This is a genomic window from Microbacterium sp. SA156 (assembly GCF_049065455.1).
GTDB classification, from domain to species: Bacteria; Actinomycetota; Actinomycetes; order Actinomycetales; family Microbacteriaceae; genus Microbacterium; species Microbacterium barkeri.
On sequence record NZ_JBAKGU010000009.1, the window covers coordinates 31,462 to 49,291 of the forward strand.

The following is a 17,830-nucleotide window of genomic DNA, read 5'->3' on the forward strand; positions in this document are numbered from 1 at the left end:
GGTGCGCGCGCGAGCCGCGATGCCTACCGTGAGGGCATGGCCGAACTGCTTCCGCTCCCGTCGCGCCCCGTCGAGCCGGATCCGCTCTGGCGACATCTCGTCGGCGACCGGCTGCGGCGCATGCGCCACGAGCGCGGGGAGACGCTCGCCGAGGTCGCGCGGCGCGCCGGTGTGTCGGTGCAGTACCTCTCCGAGGTCGAGCGCGGGCGCAAGGAGCCCTCGAGCGAGATCGTCGCGGCCATCCTCGGCGCTCTCGGCGGCACGCTCCTCGACCTGACCGCCGGCGTGGCGGACGACCTGCGCGCGACGGCGCTGGCCCCCGCGACGCTGCAGGCGCCGGGCGCGGTGCTCGCCCTCGCCGCCTGACGGCCGACCGGGGCGCGATCGCCGCGCCCCGGCCATCCTGCCGTCCGCCCTCAGTGCCGTTCCAGGACGACGTCGGCGAGGCCGTACTCGACGGCGGCGCGCGCGGTGAAGACGCGGTCGCGGTCCGTGTCGCGGCGCAGGGTCTCGACGTCGTGCCCGGTGTGGCGCGACAGGATGCCCTCCATGTCGCCGCGCACGCGCACGAGCTCGTCGGCGTGCAGGATGAGGTCGGGGATGGCCCCGCGCCCCTGCGCCGCCGGCTGGTTGAGCACGACGCGCGCGTGCGGGAGCACGGCTCGCTTTCCGGGCGCCCCTGCCGCGAGCAGCACGGCGCCGACGCCGATGGCCTGGCCGACGCACGTCGTCGCGACGTCGGGTCGGATGTACTGCAGCGTGTCGTAGACGCCGAGCATGGCCGCCGGGTCGCCGCCCTCGCAGTTGATGTAGAGCTGCACGTCGCGGTCGGGCGCGAACGACTCGAGATGCAGGAGCTGCGCGATGAGCGCGTTCGCGACGCCCGCGTCGATGGGCGTGCCGAGGTACACGACCCGCTCGGCGAGGAGGTGCGAGTACACGTCCATGATGCGCTCGCCGCGGCCGTCGCGGGTGATGACGTTGGGGATCGTGTAGGTGCTCATGCCGCCTCCGCTCCGAGCCCGATGCGGGCGCGCCGCTCGGGCATGACCTCGTGGAATCCGCTCACGATCGCGTCGATGAACCCGTACTCCCTGGCCTCCTCTGCCGTGAACCAGTTGTCGTGCAGCGAGTCCTCGAAGACGCGCGCGAGCGGCTGCCCTGTGTCCTCGCTGATGAGGCCGAGCACCGTGTCGCGCAGCCGACGGAGGTCGTCGGCCTGCAGCTCGACGTCGACGGCCGTGCCTCCGATGCCCGAGGAGCCCTGATGCAGCAGGATCCGGGCGTGGGGGAGGGCGCGGCGCTTGCCGGGTGTCCCCGCCGAGAGCAGGAACTGCCCCGCGCTGCAGGCCAGGCCGATCGCGAGCGTCGAGACGTCGCACGGGACGAGCCGCATCACGTCGCGGATCGCGAGCATCGACGGCACGGAGCCGCCGGGGGAGTGGATCCACAGCGCGATCTCGCCCTGCGGATCCTCGGCGGCGAGCGCGAGCATCTGCGTCGTGAGGAGCATGCCGTTGTCGTCGTCGAGCACGCCGTCGAGCACGAGCACGCGGCGGTGGTAGAGCTCACGGCGGGCCTCCGCCGTGAACTGCGGGATCTTCGGTTCGTCTGCCATGCACCCAGCGTGCGCGCGCCATCCGCTCGCCGGGCGGGAATCGGCTCAGGGCGGATCTGCCCCGAGCGGATGGCCGCGCCGATCGAGAGCGGATGGTCGCGCCAGCGGGGAGCGGATGGCCCTGCCGCGAGGACGTGCCTGGCGCTCAGGCGCGCCCGAACGTCTCCGGGTCGACGGGCCGAGTGCGCCGCGGGAGCCCCTGCACGACAAGGAGGTACGACTCGGTCACGAGCTCGTCGACGAGCTCCGGCGTGAGCCCCGGGCCGGGCGTGAGGGTGATCCAGTGCCGCTTGTTCATGTGATAGCCGGGGGCGATCTCGGCGAACGTCGCGCGCAGCGCCTCCCCGTCCTCGGGGCGCGCCTTGAGGTTGACCATCGCCTCTCCGCCGCGCACGGTCTGCAGCATGAAGACCTTGCCGCGCACCTTGAAGACCTCCCACTCGGGTCCGAAGGGGTACTCGAGCGTCATGCCCGGAAGCTCCTCCGCGCGCTCGGCCGCGTGGCGCTGCAGGTCGTCGCCGTCCATCCGCACTCTCCTCGTCGTCGGTCCTCCGCCAGCGTACGCATCCGCGCGGAGTCACAGACCGGTGTCGTCGGTCGTGACCGGAACGGACATCGCCCGTAACACCGCGACGCGTCCCGCGAAACGTCGTGCCGCCATCCTGGAGGCACCCCTCGAGATCCACGGAGTCGCCATGTCCTACGTGAAGCCCGCCGACCTCGTCACGCGCATGATCGATGCCGGCGAGTCGAAGATCCTCATGTCCACCCGTGACACGATCATCCGCGCGTTCATGGGCGGGGCCATCCTCGCCCTGGGCGCCGCGTTCGCCGTGACCGTGTCGACGAACACGGGTCAGCCGCTTCTGGGCGCTCTGCTCTTCCCGGCGGGATTCGTGCTGCTGTACCTGCTCGGGTTCGACCTCCTCACCGGCGTCTTCACGCTCGCCCCCCTGGCCTGGCTCGACAAGCGCCCTGGCGTCTCGGGCGGCGGCGTGCTGCGCAACTGGGGGCTCGTGTTCCTCGGCAACTTCCTCGGCGCGTTCACGGTCGCGGTGCTCATGGCGATCGTGTTCACCTACGGCTTCGCCGCCGAGCCGAACGCGATCGGCCAGGCCATCGGCGAGATCGGCCACGGCCGCACGGTCGGCTACGCGGAGTACGGCGCCTCGGGCATGCTGACGCTCTTCGTGCGCGGCGTCCTCTGCAACTGGATGGTGTCGACCGGCGTCGTCGCGGCGATGATGTCGGACAGCGTCGCGAGCAAGGTCATCGCGATGTGGCTGCCCATCATGCTCTTCTTCTACATGGGCTTCGAGCACTCGATCGTGAACATGTTCCTGTTCCCGTCGGGTCTGCTCCTCGGCGCCGACTTCACGCTCGTGGACTACCTCGTGTGGAACGAGATCCCCACCGTCGTCGGCAACCTCGTGGGCGGCCTCTCGTTCGTGGGTCTCACGATCTACGCCACGCACGGCCGGACGGCCCCGAAGCGCGTCGCGCTCGTGAAGCCGAACGGCAAGCGCTTCGCGGCCGCCCCGACCCGGGTGCCGGCCGAGCTCGCCGACCAGCTCTGAGACCGACGGGAGCCGGGACGCCTCGCGCGTCCCGGCTCCCGCATGTCCGGGCATCCTGTTCGGGTGTGCCGTTCGGGCTCGCTCCTTCTGGCGTACCGGGATTCGGATGGCTGGGGCTGGTGTGCGCGTGTCGGCCTCGGTGGGCGACGTGCGCCCCAGGGGTCCGATTCCGGGGACGGTGGGCGGGGGAGCGTCGCGTCGTTCCGGTGTCCGGATTCGGATGGCTGGGGCTGGTGTGCGCGTGTCGGCCTCAGTGGGCGACGTGCGCCCCACGGGTCCGATTCCGGGGACGGCGGGCACGGCCTGGTGCGGGGAGGCGGCTCAACCGCGCCCGCCGCCCGGGCCGCCCATCCCTCCGCCGCCCATCCCGCCGGCGAGGGCCTGGCCGGTCGTCGCGGTCGCGACGGAGGCGCCGTCGACCGAGATGTCATACGACGCACCCGATACGACGTCGGCGCTCGAGAAGACGACGGCCCCGAAGTCCTTCTCGGCGGTCGTCGAGAACAGCACCGTGCCGTCCTCCGCGACGATCTCGATGGTCGACCCTGCAGCGCCCGACGCGGAAGCCGCGACCCAGGCCTGAGCCGATTCCGTCGCGGGGGAGCCGCTCATGCCGCCCGAGTCGAGCGCGAGCACCGTGCCTCCCGAGATCGTGAGCGACCCGTTCGTGTCGAGCGCGCCGTTGCCCGAGCTCGTCGGGCCGTAGACGACCGTCGCGCCGCCCGTGATCTCCATCGAGCCGTTCGAGTCGAGCCCGTCGCCGTCGGAGTCGATCGTGACCTCGCCGCCCGCGATGAGCACGAGCTCGCCGGAGTCCTGCATGCCGCCTCCTCCCATGCCGCCCTGCATCTCCTCACCCGACGCCGTGTCGGAGCTCGAGCCCGCCGATCCGTTGATGCCGTCGTCGGTCGCCGTGATGTCGATGACGCCGCCGCCGATCGCGATCGTGCCGGCCTCGATGCCCTCCTCCGCCGAGATCGCGATGTCTCCGCCCGTGATGACGATGTCGGTGTAGCCGTCGATCCCGTCGCTGCCTGCGATGATGTCGAGCGTGCCGCCCTCGATCTCGACGTAGCCCTGGGTCTCGTCCGCATCCTGATCGGAGGCGAGTCCGTCGCCGCCGGCGTCCACGGTGATCGTGCCGTCGCGGACCGTCAGCGAGTCGTTGCCCTTCAGCCCGTCGTCGGCGGCGGTCACGGTGATCTCACCGGAGAGGATGACGAGGTCGTCCTTGCTCGCGACGCCGTCCTCGGCTTCCCCCTCGACGGTGAGCGCTCCTGCGCCGGAGATCGTCAGATCCGTGTCGGCCCAGATCGCGGCGTTCGCGTCGGCATCGGCGGAATACGCGCCCGTCGACGCGACGGCGTTGGTCGAGCCCTCGGCGAGGAAGAGCGCGACGTCGTCGGCAGTCGTCACCTGGATGGCCGGGGCGTCGGCTGCCGCGATCGTCGCGCCGTCGAGGATGAGCACGACCTGCGCGTCGTCGGGCGCGGCCACGACGATCGATCCCGTGTAGTCGCCCGACAGGCGGTACACGCCGGCCTCCGAGATGGTCACCGTGCCGTCCGCGACCGTCACGCCCGGGGCATCCGTCGTGGCTTCGGTTCCCGACAGGGCGATGTCGACGGCGTCGTCGGCCGACCACTCGTCGTCGTTCACGACGGTCTGGTCGGCGTTGGCGTCGCTCACCGCGGTGACGCTCGCGACCTCGGCGGTTGAGGCCGAGCTCGCCGTGGACGACGAAGCGGACGAGGAGTCCGACGTGGAGCCGGCTGCGGTGTCGGTCGCCGCGCTCGCGATGGCGGAGCAGCCGGTGACGGCCGCGACGGCGAGGGCGAAGGCGAGGCCGAGGCCCACACGCGCGGTGCGGGCGGAGCGGCGGGGTTCGGTGTTCATGAGGGCTCCTGTCGGGTCAGGCGGCGGGTGCGAAGTGGGTGCGGAGCACGCGGCTCCACTTGTTGGAGGGCAGATCGGGGTGCAGGGCGGCAAGGCCCGTGGCGAACTTGCTGATGCCGACCGGGCGGACACCTCCGCGCCAGAGCAGCCGGTCGAGTGACGACGCGCGAGCGGCGGACTTCGTCTCGACGATCACGAGGTCGGGGCGGTGCATCCGTCCGCCCCAGGCATCGGCCCACGCGAGCTCGGTGTCGACCGTCGCGCGGGCTCCCTCGGGCAGGAGCAGCGTCGTGCGCCGATAGGCCGTGTGCAGCGTCGGCGTGAGCGCGTCGGCGATGCCGGCGTCGAGACCGAGCGACGCGACGGCCTCGGCGGCGTAGCCGCGGCCCTCCTCGGTGAGGCGGTCGACCGCGTCGGCGGGGTGCGCGATCCGCTCCTTCACGGTCGTGCCGCGGCTGCCACGCGTCTTCATCTCGAGGAAGGCCGCGTCGGTGTCGACGTAGTGCCGCGCGCGCAGCTTGAAGCGGCGCCGCCGGCCGAGCGCCGCGAGGCGGTAGCTCAGGAGATCGGGGGTGTCGAAGTACATCGTGCCGTACTGCGACGCGCGGTCGCCGTCGATCTCCAGGACCCGGGTGCGTCGATCGACCTGATCGAGGATCCGGACGGCGTCGTCGGCCGTCATGAGGTACTTGCGGTCGACGCGGGTGAGCAGCTCGGCCTCCTCGACGAGCTCGTCGAGGGACAGCGGGGTGAAGCGGCCCGCGAACCGCTCCGAGAGGCTCACGCGGCCACCTCCTCGCGGACGGCGGAGATGCGGATGGCCGCGGCCGGGCGCACGCGATAGCGCACGTCCACGAGCGTGGTGTCGTTGACGAAGTCGATGTGCTGGACGGAGAACGCCCGCACCTCGCCCCCGAGCCGCTCCTCGAGGGCGCACCGCAGCTGGTCGTCGTCGCCGATGGCCTCGTCGAGCTCGACCGTGCGGTGCCGGTAGGAGGCGAACAGAGCGGGATGGTCGACGACGGCGAGTGCGAGCACGACGACCGCGACGAGCACGGTCGGGAGCACGTCGAACGTCGGCGCGAGGCCCGTCAGCAGCCCGATGGCGAGCGCCGCGAAGTAGTAGGCGACCTCGCGCTGAGAGATCTCGCTCGAGCGGAGGCGGATGATCGACAGGACGCCGAACAGACCCAGCCCCAGGCCGACGGCCACCTCGGCCGAAGCGAGCACATTCGAGACCGCGAAGACGCCGATGTTGACGCCGAAGAATGCGACGACGAGGTCGCGCCGCCGGTGGCGGTGGAAGTAGACGGCGACCGTGAGCAGCGTGATGGCGGCCAGGTCGACGGCGAGCATCGTGAGATCGGGCATGTCGTTCACCTTTCGTTCACTTCAGTGAAGCGGCGCTGTCTATGGGCCTCCTATGCCCCGATCAAGCGAGGACCAGGGGTTTCACCGGCGCTCGGTCGGCTGCGCGCGCGTGCGCGAACACCCACGCGCGCTGCACCAGGAACCCGGCCAGCCAGAGCGCGGCCTCGGTGACGACCTTGGCGATGACGAGGCCCACGCCGAGTGCGTCGAGGATGGTCATGAGGGTCACGTTCGCGACGAGCACGACCGCTGCGAGGGCGGCGTAGCGCGCGATCTCGACGCGCAGGGGCGCGCGCTGTCGACGGCGTCCGAAGACCCAGATGCGGTTCACGGCGAAGTTCAGGCTCGCGCTCACGAGGCGGGCGCCCGCGATCGATCCCTGCAGCCATCCGCTCGCGAGGAGGAGCAGCCAGAGCAGGAGCGCGTCGACCGCTGCCGCGAGCACCGAGGACGCGAGGAACGCGGCCAGCGGAGCCACGACGCGCAGCGAGTCGCGCAGCGGGCGGAAATGCGAGCTGCGGTTCTCGTCGAGGTAGACCGTCCGGATGGGCGTCTGCAGGATCCGGAAGCCGGCACGCGCCGAGCGGAGGAGCATGATCGCCTCGTACTCGAAGCGGTCGCCCGGCAGGCGCGACGCCCACGGGAGCGCGGCAGCAGGCAGCCCACGCAGCCCCGTCTGCGTGTCGACGACCCGGACGCCCGTGGCGACCGCGAACATCCGCGCAGACACCGCGTTGCCGAAACGGCTGCGCAGCGGCACGTCGTCGCCCCGGAAGTCGCGCACGCCGAGCACGATCGCGTCAGGGCTCCCCTCCACCTCACGCGCGACCCGCACGATGTCGTCGGGGGCATGCTGCCCGTCCGCGTCCGCGGTGACGACGGGAGCGTCGGGGTGCGCCGTGCGTGCGTGCCGGAAGAGCGTGCGCAGCGCGGCCCCCTTGCCGCGGTTCGCGCCGTGGCTCAGCACCGCGATGCCTGCGGCCTCGAGCGAGGCGAAGACGGGCGCCGACGCCACGCCGCTGCCGTCGTCCACGACGACGATGTCGAGCGAGGGATCGCGCTCATGCAGGGCCGTGGCGAGGTCGACGAGCCGGTGGTCCGGCTCGTAGGCGGGGATCGCGACGACGGTCACGCCGCGCCGCCGATGTAGAGGATGTCGCTCGTCGCCCGCTCGCCGCCGTTGGAGGGCCGGTTGACGACCTCGCCATCGAACCACATCTCGCTCGAGCCGCCGCCATCGAGGTTGTAGGCGGTCTGCACACCGAGGCCCTGCATGATCTCGGCGAGCTCGGGCAGGGTCGCGCCGCGGCTGTACCCCTCCTCGCGTCCGTCGACGACGACGAAGACGAGGTGCGTCGCATCGATCACGCCGATCGCGGTGCGCGGCTGCTCGCCCTGGATCGAGTGGTTGCCGAAGTTCGTGTCGACCTCCACCTCGTCGACGCCCTCGACGACGGCGCCGTCGCGCACGAGCGCCGGGCCGAAGGAGAGCGTCGTCCAGACGCCTGCGTCGACGAGGGCCTGCGCCGTGGTCGCGGTCTCGTCGTAGATCTCGGCGCGCCCGTCGGCGTAGAGGGCGAGGCCCTCGCGCGCCCCCGCATCGCGGTAGGCGACCCCGTTGCGCACCTGGATGCCCGTGTCGCGGAAGCCGTAGTAGTCGCCGTTGACGGCGAACCGGGCGCCGTGCGCCTCGGCCATCTCCGACACGAGCTGCGTCACGTTCTCGCCGAACTGGTCGTGCGCGAACGCCGTGCGGAGGTCGGTCGGGTCGCCCAGCGTCACGTGCGCGACGAAGAAGGTGAGGGTGTCGGCGCCCGTGCCCGTCGTGACGGTCTCGATCGAGACGGTGCTCGCACTCGAGGTCGAAGCCGTCTCGGAGACCGCGGTGCCGGACGCCTCCTCGGCCGCCGCGACGCTCGCGACCTCGACATGCGGGACGAGGAATCGGTCGGCCGCCCACCAGGCGGCCGTGCCGGCGCCGGCGACAGCCGTCGCCCCGCCGATGAGAAAGGCTCTGCGTGAGAGGATCCGTCGTTCGCTCATGGCCCGATGCTCGAGCGCGCGGCTATGCGGTCGCTATGGCACCGGGATGACGGGGCTCCGGCTTCCTCTGGAGACGCCGGGAGAGACGACGAAGGCCGCCCCGCGGAGCGGGACGGCCTTCGATCGTCTGCGGCTGCTTACTCGCTGCCGCGGAGGATGGCGATGATGCGCAGGATCTCGACGTACAGCCAGACGACCGTGACCATGATGCCGAAGGCGGCCTGCCAGCCGAACTTGCGCGGGGCGCCGTTGCGGACGCCCTGCTGCACCATGTCGAAGTCGAGCACGAGCGAGTACGCCGCCATGATGACGACGAGCACGCCGATCGCGACACCGAGCCAGCCCGACCGGAGACCCCAGCCGTCCACGATCCCCGTGAACGAGAGCACGAGGTTGAGGAGCGAGAAGACGAGGTACCCGATCATCGCGATCATGAAGATCTTGGTCGCACGGGCCGAGGCGCGGATCTTGCCGCTGGCGAAGAGGGCGAGCGTCACGCCGATGACCGAGACGGTCGCCAGCGTGGCCTGCATGATGATGCCGGGCCAGATGAGCTCGAAGTAGGCGGAGATGCCGCCGACGAAGAGCCCCTCGAACGCCGCGTAGGCGAAGATCAGCGGAACGCTCGGCGTCTTCTTGAACGCGTTCACGAGGCCGAGGATGCCGCCGCCGATCATGCCGATGATCCACGGCATCATCGACGCGTTGGCGAGGTTGTTGGTCGCGATCGCCGGCGCGAAGGTCCAGAAGTAGCCGACCGTCGCGAGCACGAGCATGACCGCGAACAGGCCCACGGTCTTCCAGATCGTGTCCTCGACCGTCATGCGGCCGGTCTCGCGCGCGCCGGCCGGCGGCGCGGCGAGCATGCCCTCCATCTGGGCGTTCGCCGCGGCGTCGACGCCCATGTGGGCGAACTGCCCGGCCTGGACGCCGGCAGGCGGCGGGGTGGTGGGCGTTCCGTACTGCGCGGCCTGCGGGCCACCGGGGTAGCTCTGAACCGCGCGCGGATCGGGGGAGAAGACGGGATTGTTGAAACCGGGGCTGGCCATGATGCGGTCACTCCTATGGTCTGCTGACGGCGCGGTCTCATCGTCGAGCTTCGCGGAAGCCCCACGATGATGCTGTCCCTCCAGAGTAGTCACGCGATGCTATGGGAGGGCTGTGATTCGGAAAGCGTTCACGCGCGGCGAAATCCCGGTTCCCGCGCGCTGGCTAGCCTTCTCGTATGCCCCGTCGCCATCCGCTCGTCATCGGCCACCGCGGAGCACCGGGGTATCGGCCCGAGCACTCGCGCTCGTCCTACGCCCTCGCCTTCGTGATGGGCGTCGACGCCGTCGAGCCCGATGTCGTCGCCACGCGCGACGGCGTGCTCGTGGTCCGGCACGAGAACGAGATCTCCGGCACGACCGATGTCGCCGACCATCCCGAGTTCGCCGATCGTCGGACGGCGAAGACCGTCGACGGCGAGCGGCTCGACGGCTGGTTCACGGAGGACTTCACGTGGGACGAGCTCGCGACCCTGCGCACGCGCGAGCGGATCCCCGATCTGCGGCCCGCGAGCGCGACGTTCGACGGGGCCGAGCCCATCCTGCGGCTGGACGAGCTGCTCGAGCTCGTCCGCGCGGCGTCCGCCGAGCACGGGCGCGAGATCGGCGTCGTGCTCGAGATCAAGCATGCGACGTACTTCGAGCGGCTCGGCCTCGATCTCGTGCCCCTCATCGAGCGCGACCTCGCCACCGCGGGCTGGCTGGACGGGTCGCTCCCTCTCATCGTCGAGGCGTTCGAGGAGACGGTGCTGCGTCGGCTGCGTGCGCGCGGCGTGCCCGGGACGTACATCCACCTGCTCGAGGCCCGGGGGACGGCCTTCGACCTCCTCGTGCGCGATGGCGCCGCGGCGCGCAGCTACGCGCAGACCGCGACGCCGGCCGGTCTCGACGAGCTCGTCGGCGTGGTCGACGGCATCAGCGTCGACAAGCGCATGATCCTCCGCCCCGACGGCGCGGGGCGCGCGACCGGGCCCGGCGGGCTCGTCGCCGACGCGCACGACCGCGGGCTGCAGGTGTTCACCTGGACCTGCCGCCCCGAGAACGCCTTCCTCGTTCCCGAGTTCCGCGGCGCGGGAGGGCGCGCGGCGTTCGGCGACTACGCGGCCGAGTGGGAGCTCGTGCGCGCGAGCGGGGTGGACGGCGTGTTCGTCGACCATCCCGATCTGGGTGCGGACGTGTTCCGCGTCCCCCTCGTCAGCTGACGGAGGAGCTCATGTCGGCCCGGAAGATCCGACCGAGGCACCGCTCTGCGGTGCGGGCGTCGGACGCCTGGATGGCCGTGGCGACCTCGCGCGCGCGTGCCGCGATGAACTCGGGAGGGTTCAGCAGCGGATGGCCGCCCCGCGTGCTGCGCATGAGCTCACCCCACGCGCGGTCGAAGGACACGCGGAGGAACGGGTTGCCCGCGGCCTCGATGGTCGCATCGAAGGCCACCCGCGCGGCCCCGTAGAGCACCTCCGGCGTGTGCTGGCCCTCGTCGCACAGCGCGGCGAGCGCGCGGAACAGCTGCGCCAGGCGCACCCGCGCGGCGCTGTCGACGCGCGCGAGCGCGAGATGGAGGCCGATGCCGACCTCGATCCCCAGGCACTCCATCGCGATGTGGAAGCGGTCGGGGGCGTGCTCGGCGACGCGGTAGAAGCGGCTGCGGGTCTCGCGGACGAGCCCCACGCGCTCCAGCTCGCGCAGCGCGACCCGCACGATCGCGCGAGGGATCCCGAGCTCGTCGGCGATCACCGCGTCGCGGATCCGCGCTCCCGGCGGCAGCGCTCCTGTCCTGATCGCCTCGCGCACGTGCTCCGACGTGCGCTTCATCTCCCCGGCGTGCTCGACGACACGCACCTGCCCCCTGTATCGCTGCATGGCAGACCCCCTTGGACACACGGTAGCGCCACCGGCGCTTCGTGCAACAGGGTGTCGTGGGGTCAGTCGCGCGAGGTCGTGGCGTCGAACAGCTCGAGGATGCTCTGCTCGGCCCGCAGCGCGTCCGCGCTCTCGATCGCGTCGCGCAGCTCGTCGAAGAGCGCCGACACCGCGTCGTCCACGGCGATCGCGAAGCTGCCGCTGCGGATGTTGCGCTCGAGCGCGAACCGCGCGTCCATCGTGACGGAGCGGAAGACCGGGTTCTCCGTCTGGTCGACGAGGAACAGGAAGCACGCGAAGTAGCTCTCGCGCGCGCGGTCGCGATCGCCGGCGGCGAGTGCCGTCCGCAGGTCCTCGAGCAGCTCGAGGCTGCGCCTGCGCGCGGCGTCGTCCATCCGCTCCACGGCCATCCGCGCGGCCACGCCGGTCTGGTAGCGCGCGAACTCGATGCTCGCGGTCACCATCTCGGGCGTGATCTCGGTCACGCGCGTGAAGCGGCTCGCCGACATCTCGATGAGCCCTTCCCGCTCGAGGCGCTGCAGAGCCTCGCGGACCGGCATGCGCGAGACCCCCAGGCTCTCGGCGATGTCGAGGTCGCGGATGCGCTCTCCGGGCGCGAAGGAGCCGTCGACGATGGCCGCCGCGATCCTGTCGTAAACGGCGTCGCCCAGTCGTGTCGGCGATAGGTCGAGTTTCCCAGTGAAATTCGGCATCGTAACCTCCCCAGTCGATGCGAACGGATGAACACTACTCCTCGCACCTGCGATATGTCGCTCTCACCAGCTGTGTTGTTCCTCCGGAATACGGGTACATCTGCCCTTGTCAGGGGCCCGCCCTACACTCGAAGGGACATGACAGACGCGCTCTTCCCCCTCTCCGCCGCCGCCGACGACGACCTGCTGAAGGGGCTCAATCCGCCGCAGCGCGAGGCCGTCGAGTACCGCGGCCCCGCTCTGCTCATCGTGGCGGGTGCCGGGTCGGGCAAGACGCGGGTCCTCACGCACCGCATCGCCTCGCTCCTGCGCAGTAGGGAGGCATGGCCGAGCCAGATCCTCGCGATCACCTTCACGAACAAGGCCGCGGGCGAGATGCGCGAGCGCGTCGAGCAGATCGTGGGCGACAGCGCGCGCGGCATGTGGATCTCGACGTTCCACTCGGCGTGCGTGCGCATCCTGCGCCGCGAGGCCGAGCAGTTCGGCTTCACGAAGGCGTTCACGATCTACGACTCCGGCGACTCGCGCGCGCTCCTCAAGCGCCTCGTGCGCGAGCGCGAGGCCGACGCGCTCGGGCTGACCCCGGCCGGCGTGCAGTCGCGCATCTCCAAGCTCAAGAACGAGCTCGCCGACGCCGAGTCGTACGCGCGCGACGCCAACATGAACGACCCCGCCGAGCGGAAGTTCGTCGAGATCTTCGGCGACTACCAGCGCGAGCTGCAGAAGGCGAACGCCTTCGACTTCGACGACCTCATCGCGCAGACCGTCTTCCTCTTCCGGGCGTTCCCGCACGTCGCCGACGTCTACCGCAAGCGGTTCCGCCACATCCTCGTCGACGAGTACCAGGACACGAACCACGCGCAGTACCAGCTCATCCGCGAGCTGACGCGGCCCGTGCAGGCGGAAGCGGCCGGCGGCATGGTGTTCGAGGACGAGCCGGCGGCCTCCCTCACGGTCGTCGGCGACTCGGACCAGTCGATCTACGCGTTCCGCGGGGCGGACATCCGCAACATCACCGAGTTCGAGCGCGACTTCCCCGGCGCGAAGGTCGTCCTCCTCGAGCAGAACTACCGGTCGAGCCAGAACATCCTCGACGCGGCGAACGCGGTGATCCGCAACAACTTCGACCGCAAGGACAAGCGCCTCTGGAGCGACCAGGGCGAGGGCGAGAAGATCGTCGGCTTCACGGGCTACTCGCAGCACGACGAGGCGCAGTTCGTCGCCGACGAGATCGAGAAGCTGCGGCGCTCGGGCATCGACTACCAGCAGATGGCCGTGTTCTACCGCACGAACTCGCAGTCCCGTGCGCTCGAGGAGATCTTCATCCGCGCCGCGGTGCCCTACAAGATCATGGGCGGCACGAAGTTCTACGACCGCGCGGAGATCAAGGACGCCCTGGCCTACCTCGTCGCCGTGGCGAACCCCGCCGACGAGATGGCCGTGCGGCGCATCCTGAACAAGCCCAAGCGCGGCATCGGCGACGTCACCGAGACGACGATCGCGCGATTCGCGGCCGACAACGGCCTGTCGTTCCGCGACGCGCTCGCGCACCCGGCGGAGATGGGGCTCGGCCCCAAGCTGCAGAAGGCGATCGCCCAGCTCGACGAGGTGCTCCGCGAGGCGAGCGGGATCCTCTTCCCCGCCTCGGGGGAGCAGGCGCCGCCATCCGCGGTCACGGAGGGCCTGCAGGTGCTCCTCAACAAGAGCGGCTACCTCGACGCGCTGCGCATGAGCCGCGATCCGCAGGACGAGGCGCGCGTCGAGAACCTCGACGAGCTCGTCGCGGTCACGCGCGAGTTCGCGCGGAACAACCCCGAGGGCACGATCGTCGACTTCCTCACCGAGGTCGCGCTCGTCGCCGACACCGACGACCTCGACGACGAGTCGGGTGCCGTCTCGCTCATGACGCTGCACACGGCGAAGGGGCTCGAATTCGACGCCGTGTTCGTCACGGGCGTCGAGGAGGACCTCATCCCGCACCGCATCTCGGCGGGCGAGCCGGGCGGCCCGCAGGAGGAGCGGCGCCTGTTCTACGTCGGGATCACGCGGGCCCGCAAGCGCCTCTACCTGTCGCTCGCGATGACCCGCGCGCAGTTCGGTGAGGTCACGGTCGCGATGCCGAGCCGGTTCCTGCAGGAGATCCCGGCGGCCCTCATCGACTGGAAGCAGTCTCCCGGCGACGTGAACTCCCGCGGCGGAACCCAGTCGCGCGCCCTCAACGCGCGCCGACCCGGCGGATCGAGCGACCGCTGGGGTGTGAAGCCGCTGCCGGCCGGCGGGGGCCTCAAGCCGAAGTCGACCGCGATGGACCGCTTCCCCGGGCTCGTCACGAACAAGGTGCGCGACAACGGAGACCTCGAGCTCGCCGCGGGCGACCGCATCCGCCACGACGACTTCGGCGAAGGGACCGTCGACGCGATCACGGGGGAGGGCGCCAAGCGCATCGCGCACGTGCGCTTCGACGAGGCCGGAGCCAAGAAGCTCCTCATCAAGGTCGCGCCGATCGCCAAGCTCTAGCCCGCGCTCGGCTCCGCGCCGCCGTCGACGATCGCCATCCCGCGGCCCCGGAGGCGGCGCCGCTCGCCCTCGAGGAAGCCGACGAGGCGCTCGCGTGTGCCGCGTGCGTGCGCTGCGACGAGCGCCGTCGCCGTCTCGGCCTCGCGCGCGAGGATCGCATCGAGGATGGCCGCATGCTCGTCGCGCGCGTGAGCGCGCGCCTGCGGCGTGCGCACCTCGAGCCATCGCGTGCGGCTCAGACGCGTCATCACGTCGGCCAGCGCGTCGGCGAAGAACGCGTTGCCCGACAGGCGCGCGAGGGCCACGTGGAAGTCGCCGCCGTCGCGGACGCCTGCCTCCTCGTCGTCGCGCTCGGGTTCCTCGGCGAGCGCGCGGAGCGCCGCGAGGTCGTCGTCCGACGCCCGGTCGACGACGAGGGCGACGGCCCCGGTCTCCACGGCCTCGCGGAACTCCATGGCCGCGCGCACCTCGCTGAGGTCGATCGGCGCGACCCGCCAGCCGCGGCCATCCCGCCGCGTGAGCCCCTCGCCCTCGAGGCGGAGGAGGGCGGCGCGGATCGGTGTGCGCGATGCGCCGGTCAGCGGCTCCAGCCCGCGCTCGCTGAGGGACTCGCCGGGGAGCAGATCGAACGACAGGATGGCCGCGCGCAGGGTCGCATAGGGGGCGCGGTCGTCGGTGTGCGGCATGGCATCCTCCAGTGGTATACCAGTACGGTACACCGAGGAGGAGCCATGACCGACATCATCACCCGCGCACCTGTCAAGGCCTGGCGGATGCTCGTGCTCGGCGTGCTCGCGCAGGCGGCCGGGACCATGCTCGTCAGCACGCCCGCGTACCTCATCCCGCTGCTGCACCTCGAGCGCGGCATGTCGCTGGCCGAGGCTGGCGCGCTCGCCGCCGCGCCCACCCTCGGCATGGTGACGACGCTCGTGCTGTGGGGGCACCTCGCAGATCGCCACGGCGAGCGGTGGGTCATCGCCGGCGGGCTCGCCCTGACGGCGGCCTTCGCGCTCGCGGCGTCGGCCGTCTCCGACGTCCTCGGCTTCGGGGCCCTGCTCCTCCTCGGCGGGGCCACCTCGGCGAGCGTGAACTCGGCGAGCGGACGGATCGTCGTCGGCTGGTTCCCGCGCCGCCGCCGGGGCACCGCCATGGGCATCCGCCAGATGTCGCAGCCCCTGGGCGTCGCGGTCGCCGCGCTCGTCGTGCCCGGGCTCGCCGACGTCGGCGGCATCGCGGCGCCGCTTCTCGTGTCGGCGACCGCGACCGGCCTCCTCGCCGTGCTGTGCGCCCCGGGCGTCGAGAACCCGCCCCGGACCCCGGCCGTGCCAGGAGCGCCCGCGGGCGCGAACCCGTATCGCCGCAGCGGCTTCCTGGCCCGCGTGCACGCGGTGTCGCTGCTTCTCGTCTTCCCGCAGTTCCTCCTGTCGACGTTCGGGATGGTGTGGTTGATCGCGGGACTCGGGTGGGACGCCGCGGCGGCGGGCGCGCTCATCGCCGCGTCGCAGTTCGTCGGCGCGTTCGGGCGGATCGCGGTCGGCGCGCTGAGCGATCGGGTCGGCAGCCGCATGCGCGTCCTGCGCTGGGTCGCGGTGAGCGGCGTCGTCGTCATGGCCGCGCTCGCCCTCGTGGCGGCGCTCGAGGCGGGCGCCGCCGCGGCGGTCGTCCTCGTCATCGCCACGAGCGTCACGGTCGCCGACAACGGCCTCGCGTTCACCTCGGTCGCGGAGGCGGCTGGATCGGCGTGGTCGGGCAAGGCGCTCGGCATCCAGAACACGGGGCAGTTCGTCGCGGCATCCGCCGTCGGCCCCGTGATGGGCGCGCTCATCACGGCCGTCGGCTTCCCGCTCGCCTTCGCGCTCACGGCGCTCGTGCCGCTCGCGGCCTATCCGCTCATCCCGCGGCACGACGAGCACGCCGCCTGAGCGACGACCGGGCCCCGTGAGGGCGGATGCGCCGCGCAACCTGGGCAGGGCGTGCGAAGCGGGCGGAGGGCCCGCCGGCGACCCGTAGGCTGGGCGCATGGGCCTGTTCTCGAGGAAGAAGAAGACCGACCCCGCGACGGAGGAGGCCGCTTCGACCCCGGTCGAAGGCGAGGGGGCCGCTGCGGCGGCCGACGCTCCCGCCGAGCCGGAGGCTCCTGCCGAGCCGGAGGCTCTCGCCGAGCAGACACCCGAGGTCGGCATCTCGTTCTCCGCGTTCCGCGGGGTGGGAGCGCCCTCGGGGCCCGAGATCGCCCCGCCGTCCGACGATCCCGCGCCCGCCCCGTCTGCGCCGTCTGCGCCCGCTCAGCCCGCTCAGCCCGGGCCATCCGTCGTGCGCCGCCCGGCGCCCGAGCCGACCCCGCCCGCGCGCCCCGAGCTGCCCAAGGCGCCCGCCGCTCCGCCCACCCAGCTCGAGACCGTGCCGGGTCTGCGCGACAACGCTCTGCTGCGCGACGCGCTCGCGGCGCTCCCGGAGAAGCCGACCGGCCCGCAGGTCATGGGCGTGCTGCGGCAGATGCTGCAGGGCCACGTCTTCCTGCGGGTGAAGGGCGATGCGCGCCAGCAGATCGCGGAGGGGAAGCCCGTCACCTTCGGCATCGCGCGCGTGGGCGACCAGAACTTCATGGTCGCGTTCAGCTCGGGCAAGGCCCTGCGCGATGCCGTCCAGAGCGATGGCGACACGGAGACGTCGGCGGTCGCGCAGCCCGTCGCGGCGCTGCTCACGCAGCTGCTCAAGGGCGACTTCGGCGGCATCATCATCGACAACAACTCCGCACCGCACCGCGTGGTGCTGCCGCGCGACATCATCGAGCAGGCGATGAACCAGGCCGACCCGGAGTTCCGCCTCAAGGCGCTGCTCACGGCGCCGCGCGAGGCCGACACGCCGCACAAGGTCGCCGCGCTGCTCGCGGAGGCCCCGCCGCTCTGGGTCGCGGTCGGCTCGCTCGCGGAGGACCAGACGAAGATGGGGATCGCCGAGGCGCGCCTGGCCGACGGCACGCGCCTCGTGCAGCTGCACTCGCACCCCCTCGAGGTCGTCGCGCAGGGCCGCGGCGAGAAGGCGCTCCCGATCAAGGTCGTCAAGCTCGCGAAGATGCTCCGCGACCACGAGGAGCTGGGCGGCGTGCTCATCGACCCGGCGGGGCCGCTCATCACGCTCACGCGCGACGAGCTCGCCCCGGTGCTCGCCCTCGAGGAGGAGTAGGGG

At 71.7% G+C, this 17,830-nt stretch carries 18 protein-coding genes; 6 read left to right on the plus strand and 12 right to left on the minus strand.

Annotation, left to right across the window (positions count from 1 at the left end; genetic code table 11):
• Window positions 1-36 precede the first annotated feature (36 nt).
• Window positions 37-366, plus strand: a complete 330-nt coding sequence (locus ACOWU6_RS09965) for a helix-turn-helix domain-containing protein (protein ID WP_271172321.1) — start codon at window positions 37-39, stop codon at window positions 364-366.
• A 50-nt stretch (window positions 367-416) separates the two neighbouring features.
• Here ACOWU6_RS09965 and ACOWU6_RS09970 read toward each other — a convergent pair whose 3' ends face one another.
• The 3 genes from ACOWU6_RS09970 to ACOWU6_RS09980 form a co-directional block, all read right to left on the minus strand.
• Window positions 417-1,004 (minus strand): ClpP family protease, encoded by a 588-nt coding sequence (locus ACOWU6_RS09970; RefSeq protein WP_421075581.1) that lies wholly within the window; start codon window positions 1,002-1,004, stop codon window positions 417-419.
• Window positions 1,001-1,618, minus strand: coding sequence for a ClpP family protease (locus ACOWU6_RS09975; RefSeq protein WP_271172319.1), 618 nt, complete (start codon window positions 1,616-1,618; stop codon window positions 1,001-1,003). The genes ACOWU6_RS09970 and ACOWU6_RS09975 overlap by 4 nt, the downstream gene beginning before the upstream one ends.
• Window positions 1,619-1,763: 145 nt before the next feature.
• Window positions 1,764-2,144: an MmcQ/YjbR family DNA-binding protein gene (locus ACOWU6_RS09980; protein WP_421075582.1), complete on the minus strand. Its 381-nt coding sequence runs from the start codon at window positions 2,142-2,144 to the stop codon at window positions 1,764-1,766.
• 169 nt (window positions 2,145-2,313) lie between these two features.
• Between ACOWU6_RS09980 and ACOWU6_RS09985 the strand changes: the two genes are divergently transcribed.
• The gene (locus ACOWU6_RS09985) at window positions 2,314-3,195 is read left to right on the plus strand and encodes a formate/nitrite transporter family protein (RefSeq protein ID WP_282978187.1); all 882 of its coding nucleotides are present in this window, start codon (window positions 2,314-2,316) and stop codon (window positions 3,193-3,195) included.
• A 321-nt stretch (window positions 3,196-3,516) separates the two neighbouring features.
• Here ACOWU6_RS09985 and ACOWU6_RS09990 read toward each other — a convergent pair whose 3' ends face one another.
• The 6 genes from ACOWU6_RS09990 to ACOWU6_RS10015 all read right to left on the minus strand — a co-directional run bounded on the left by ACOWU6_RS09990 (window position 3,517) and on the right by ACOWU6_RS10015 (window position 9,554).
• Window positions 3,517-5,091 carry a carbohydrate-binding domain-containing protein gene (locus tag ACOWU6_RS09990; RefSeq protein ID WP_421075583.1) on the minus strand — a complete coding sequence of 525 codons (1,575 nt, stop codon included), beginning with the start codon at window positions 5,089-5,091 and terminating at the stop codon, window positions 3,517-3,519.
• A gap of 16 nt (window positions 5,092-5,107) precedes the next feature.
• Window positions 5,108-5,875: a polyphosphate polymerase domain-containing protein gene (locus ACOWU6_RS09995; protein ID WP_421075584.1), complete on the minus strand. Its 768-nt coding sequence runs from the start codon at window positions 5,873-5,875 to the stop codon at window positions 5,108-5,110.
• On the minus strand, window positions 5,872-6,462 hold the full coding sequence (locus tag ACOWU6_RS10000; protein WP_271172314.1) for a DUF4956 domain-containing protein: 591 nt from the start codon (window positions 6,460-6,462) through the stop codon (window positions 5,872-5,874). The genes ACOWU6_RS09995 and ACOWU6_RS10000 overlap by 4 nt, the downstream gene beginning before the upstream one ends.
• A 61-nt stretch (window positions 6,463-6,523) precedes the next feature.
• Window positions 6,524-7,594, minus strand: coding sequence for a glycosyltransferase (locus ACOWU6_RS10005; RefSeq protein ID WP_421075585.1), 1,071 nt, complete (start codon window positions 7,592-7,594; stop codon window positions 6,524-6,526).
• Window positions 7,591-8,505, minus strand: coding sequence for a phosphodiester glycosidase family protein (locus tag ACOWU6_RS10010; protein WP_421075586.1), 915 nt, complete (start codon window positions 8,503-8,505; stop codon window positions 7,591-7,593). Before ACOWU6_RS10010 ends, ACOWU6_RS10005 begins: the two co-directional genes overlap by 4 nt.
• Before the next feature lie 137 nt (window positions 8,506-8,642).
• Window positions 8,643-9,554: a Bax inhibitor-1/YccA family protein gene (locus tag ACOWU6_RS10015; protein ID WP_271172311.1), complete on the minus strand. Its 912-nt coding sequence runs from the start codon at window positions 9,552-9,554 to the stop codon at window positions 8,643-8,645.
• Between the two features lie 176 nt (window positions 9,555-9,730).
• Between ACOWU6_RS10015 and ACOWU6_RS10020 the strand changes: the two genes are divergently transcribed.
• Window positions 9,731-10,753, plus strand: coding sequence for a glycerophosphodiester phosphodiesterase family protein (locus tag ACOWU6_RS10020; protein WP_421075587.1), 1,023 nt, complete (start codon window positions 9,731-9,733; stop codon window positions 10,751-10,753).
• Here the strand turns inward: ACOWU6_RS10020 and ACOWU6_RS10025 are convergent.
• Both ACOWU6_RS10025 and ACOWU6_RS10030 read right to left on the minus strand, forming a co-directional pair.
• A complete protein-coding gene (locus ACOWU6_RS10025; RefSeq protein ID WP_271172309.1) occupies window positions 10,746-11,411 on the minus strand; it encodes a GntR family transcriptional regulator in 666 nt (221 codons plus the stop codon). The genes ACOWU6_RS10020 and ACOWU6_RS10025 overlap by 8 nt on opposite strands.
• A gap of 62 nt (window positions 11,412-11,473) precedes the next feature.
• The gene (locus ACOWU6_RS10030; RefSeq protein ID WP_271172308.1) at window positions 11,474-12,124 is read right to left on the minus strand and encodes a GntR family transcriptional regulator; all 651 of its coding nucleotides are present in this window, start codon (window positions 12,122-12,124) and stop codon (window positions 11,474-11,476) included.
• 138 nt (window positions 12,125-12,262) lie between these two features.
• Here ACOWU6_RS10030 and ACOWU6_RS10035 point away from each other — a divergent pair, with 138 nt between their 5' ends.
• Window positions 12,263-14,641, plus strand: coding sequence for an ATP-dependent helicase (locus ACOWU6_RS10035; RefSeq protein ID WP_421075588.1), 2,379 nt, complete (start codon window positions 12,263-12,265; stop codon window positions 14,639-14,641).
• On the opposite strand, the gene ACOWU6_RS10040 is transcribed toward ACOWU6_RS10035, so the two are convergent.
• Window positions 14,638-15,327 carry a GntR family transcriptional regulator gene (locus ACOWU6_RS10040; RefSeq protein ID WP_421075589.1) on the minus strand — a complete coding sequence of 230 codons (690 nt, stop codon included), beginning with the start codon at window positions 15,325-15,327 and terminating at the stop codon, window positions 14,638-14,640. The two genes, ACOWU6_RS10035 and ACOWU6_RS10040, sit on opposite strands and share 4 nt — an antisense overlap.
• A gap of 45 nt (window positions 15,328-15,372) precedes the next feature.
• Between ACOWU6_RS10040 and ACOWU6_RS10045 the strand changes: the two genes are divergently transcribed.
• Together ACOWU6_RS10045 and ACOWU6_RS10050 are read left to right on the plus strand one after the other, a co-directional pair.
• A complete protein-coding gene (locus tag ACOWU6_RS10045) occupies window positions 15,373-16,563 on the plus strand; it encodes an MFS transporter (RefSeq protein WP_421075590.1) in 1,191 nt (396 codons plus the stop codon).
• Between the two features lie 97 nt (window positions 16,564-16,660).
• Window positions 16,661-17,827, plus strand: coding sequence for an SseB family protein (locus ACOWU6_RS10050; RefSeq protein WP_421075591.1), 1,167 nt, complete (start codon window positions 16,661-16,663; stop codon window positions 17,825-17,827).
• Window positions 17,828-17,830: the final 3 nt, after the last annotated feature.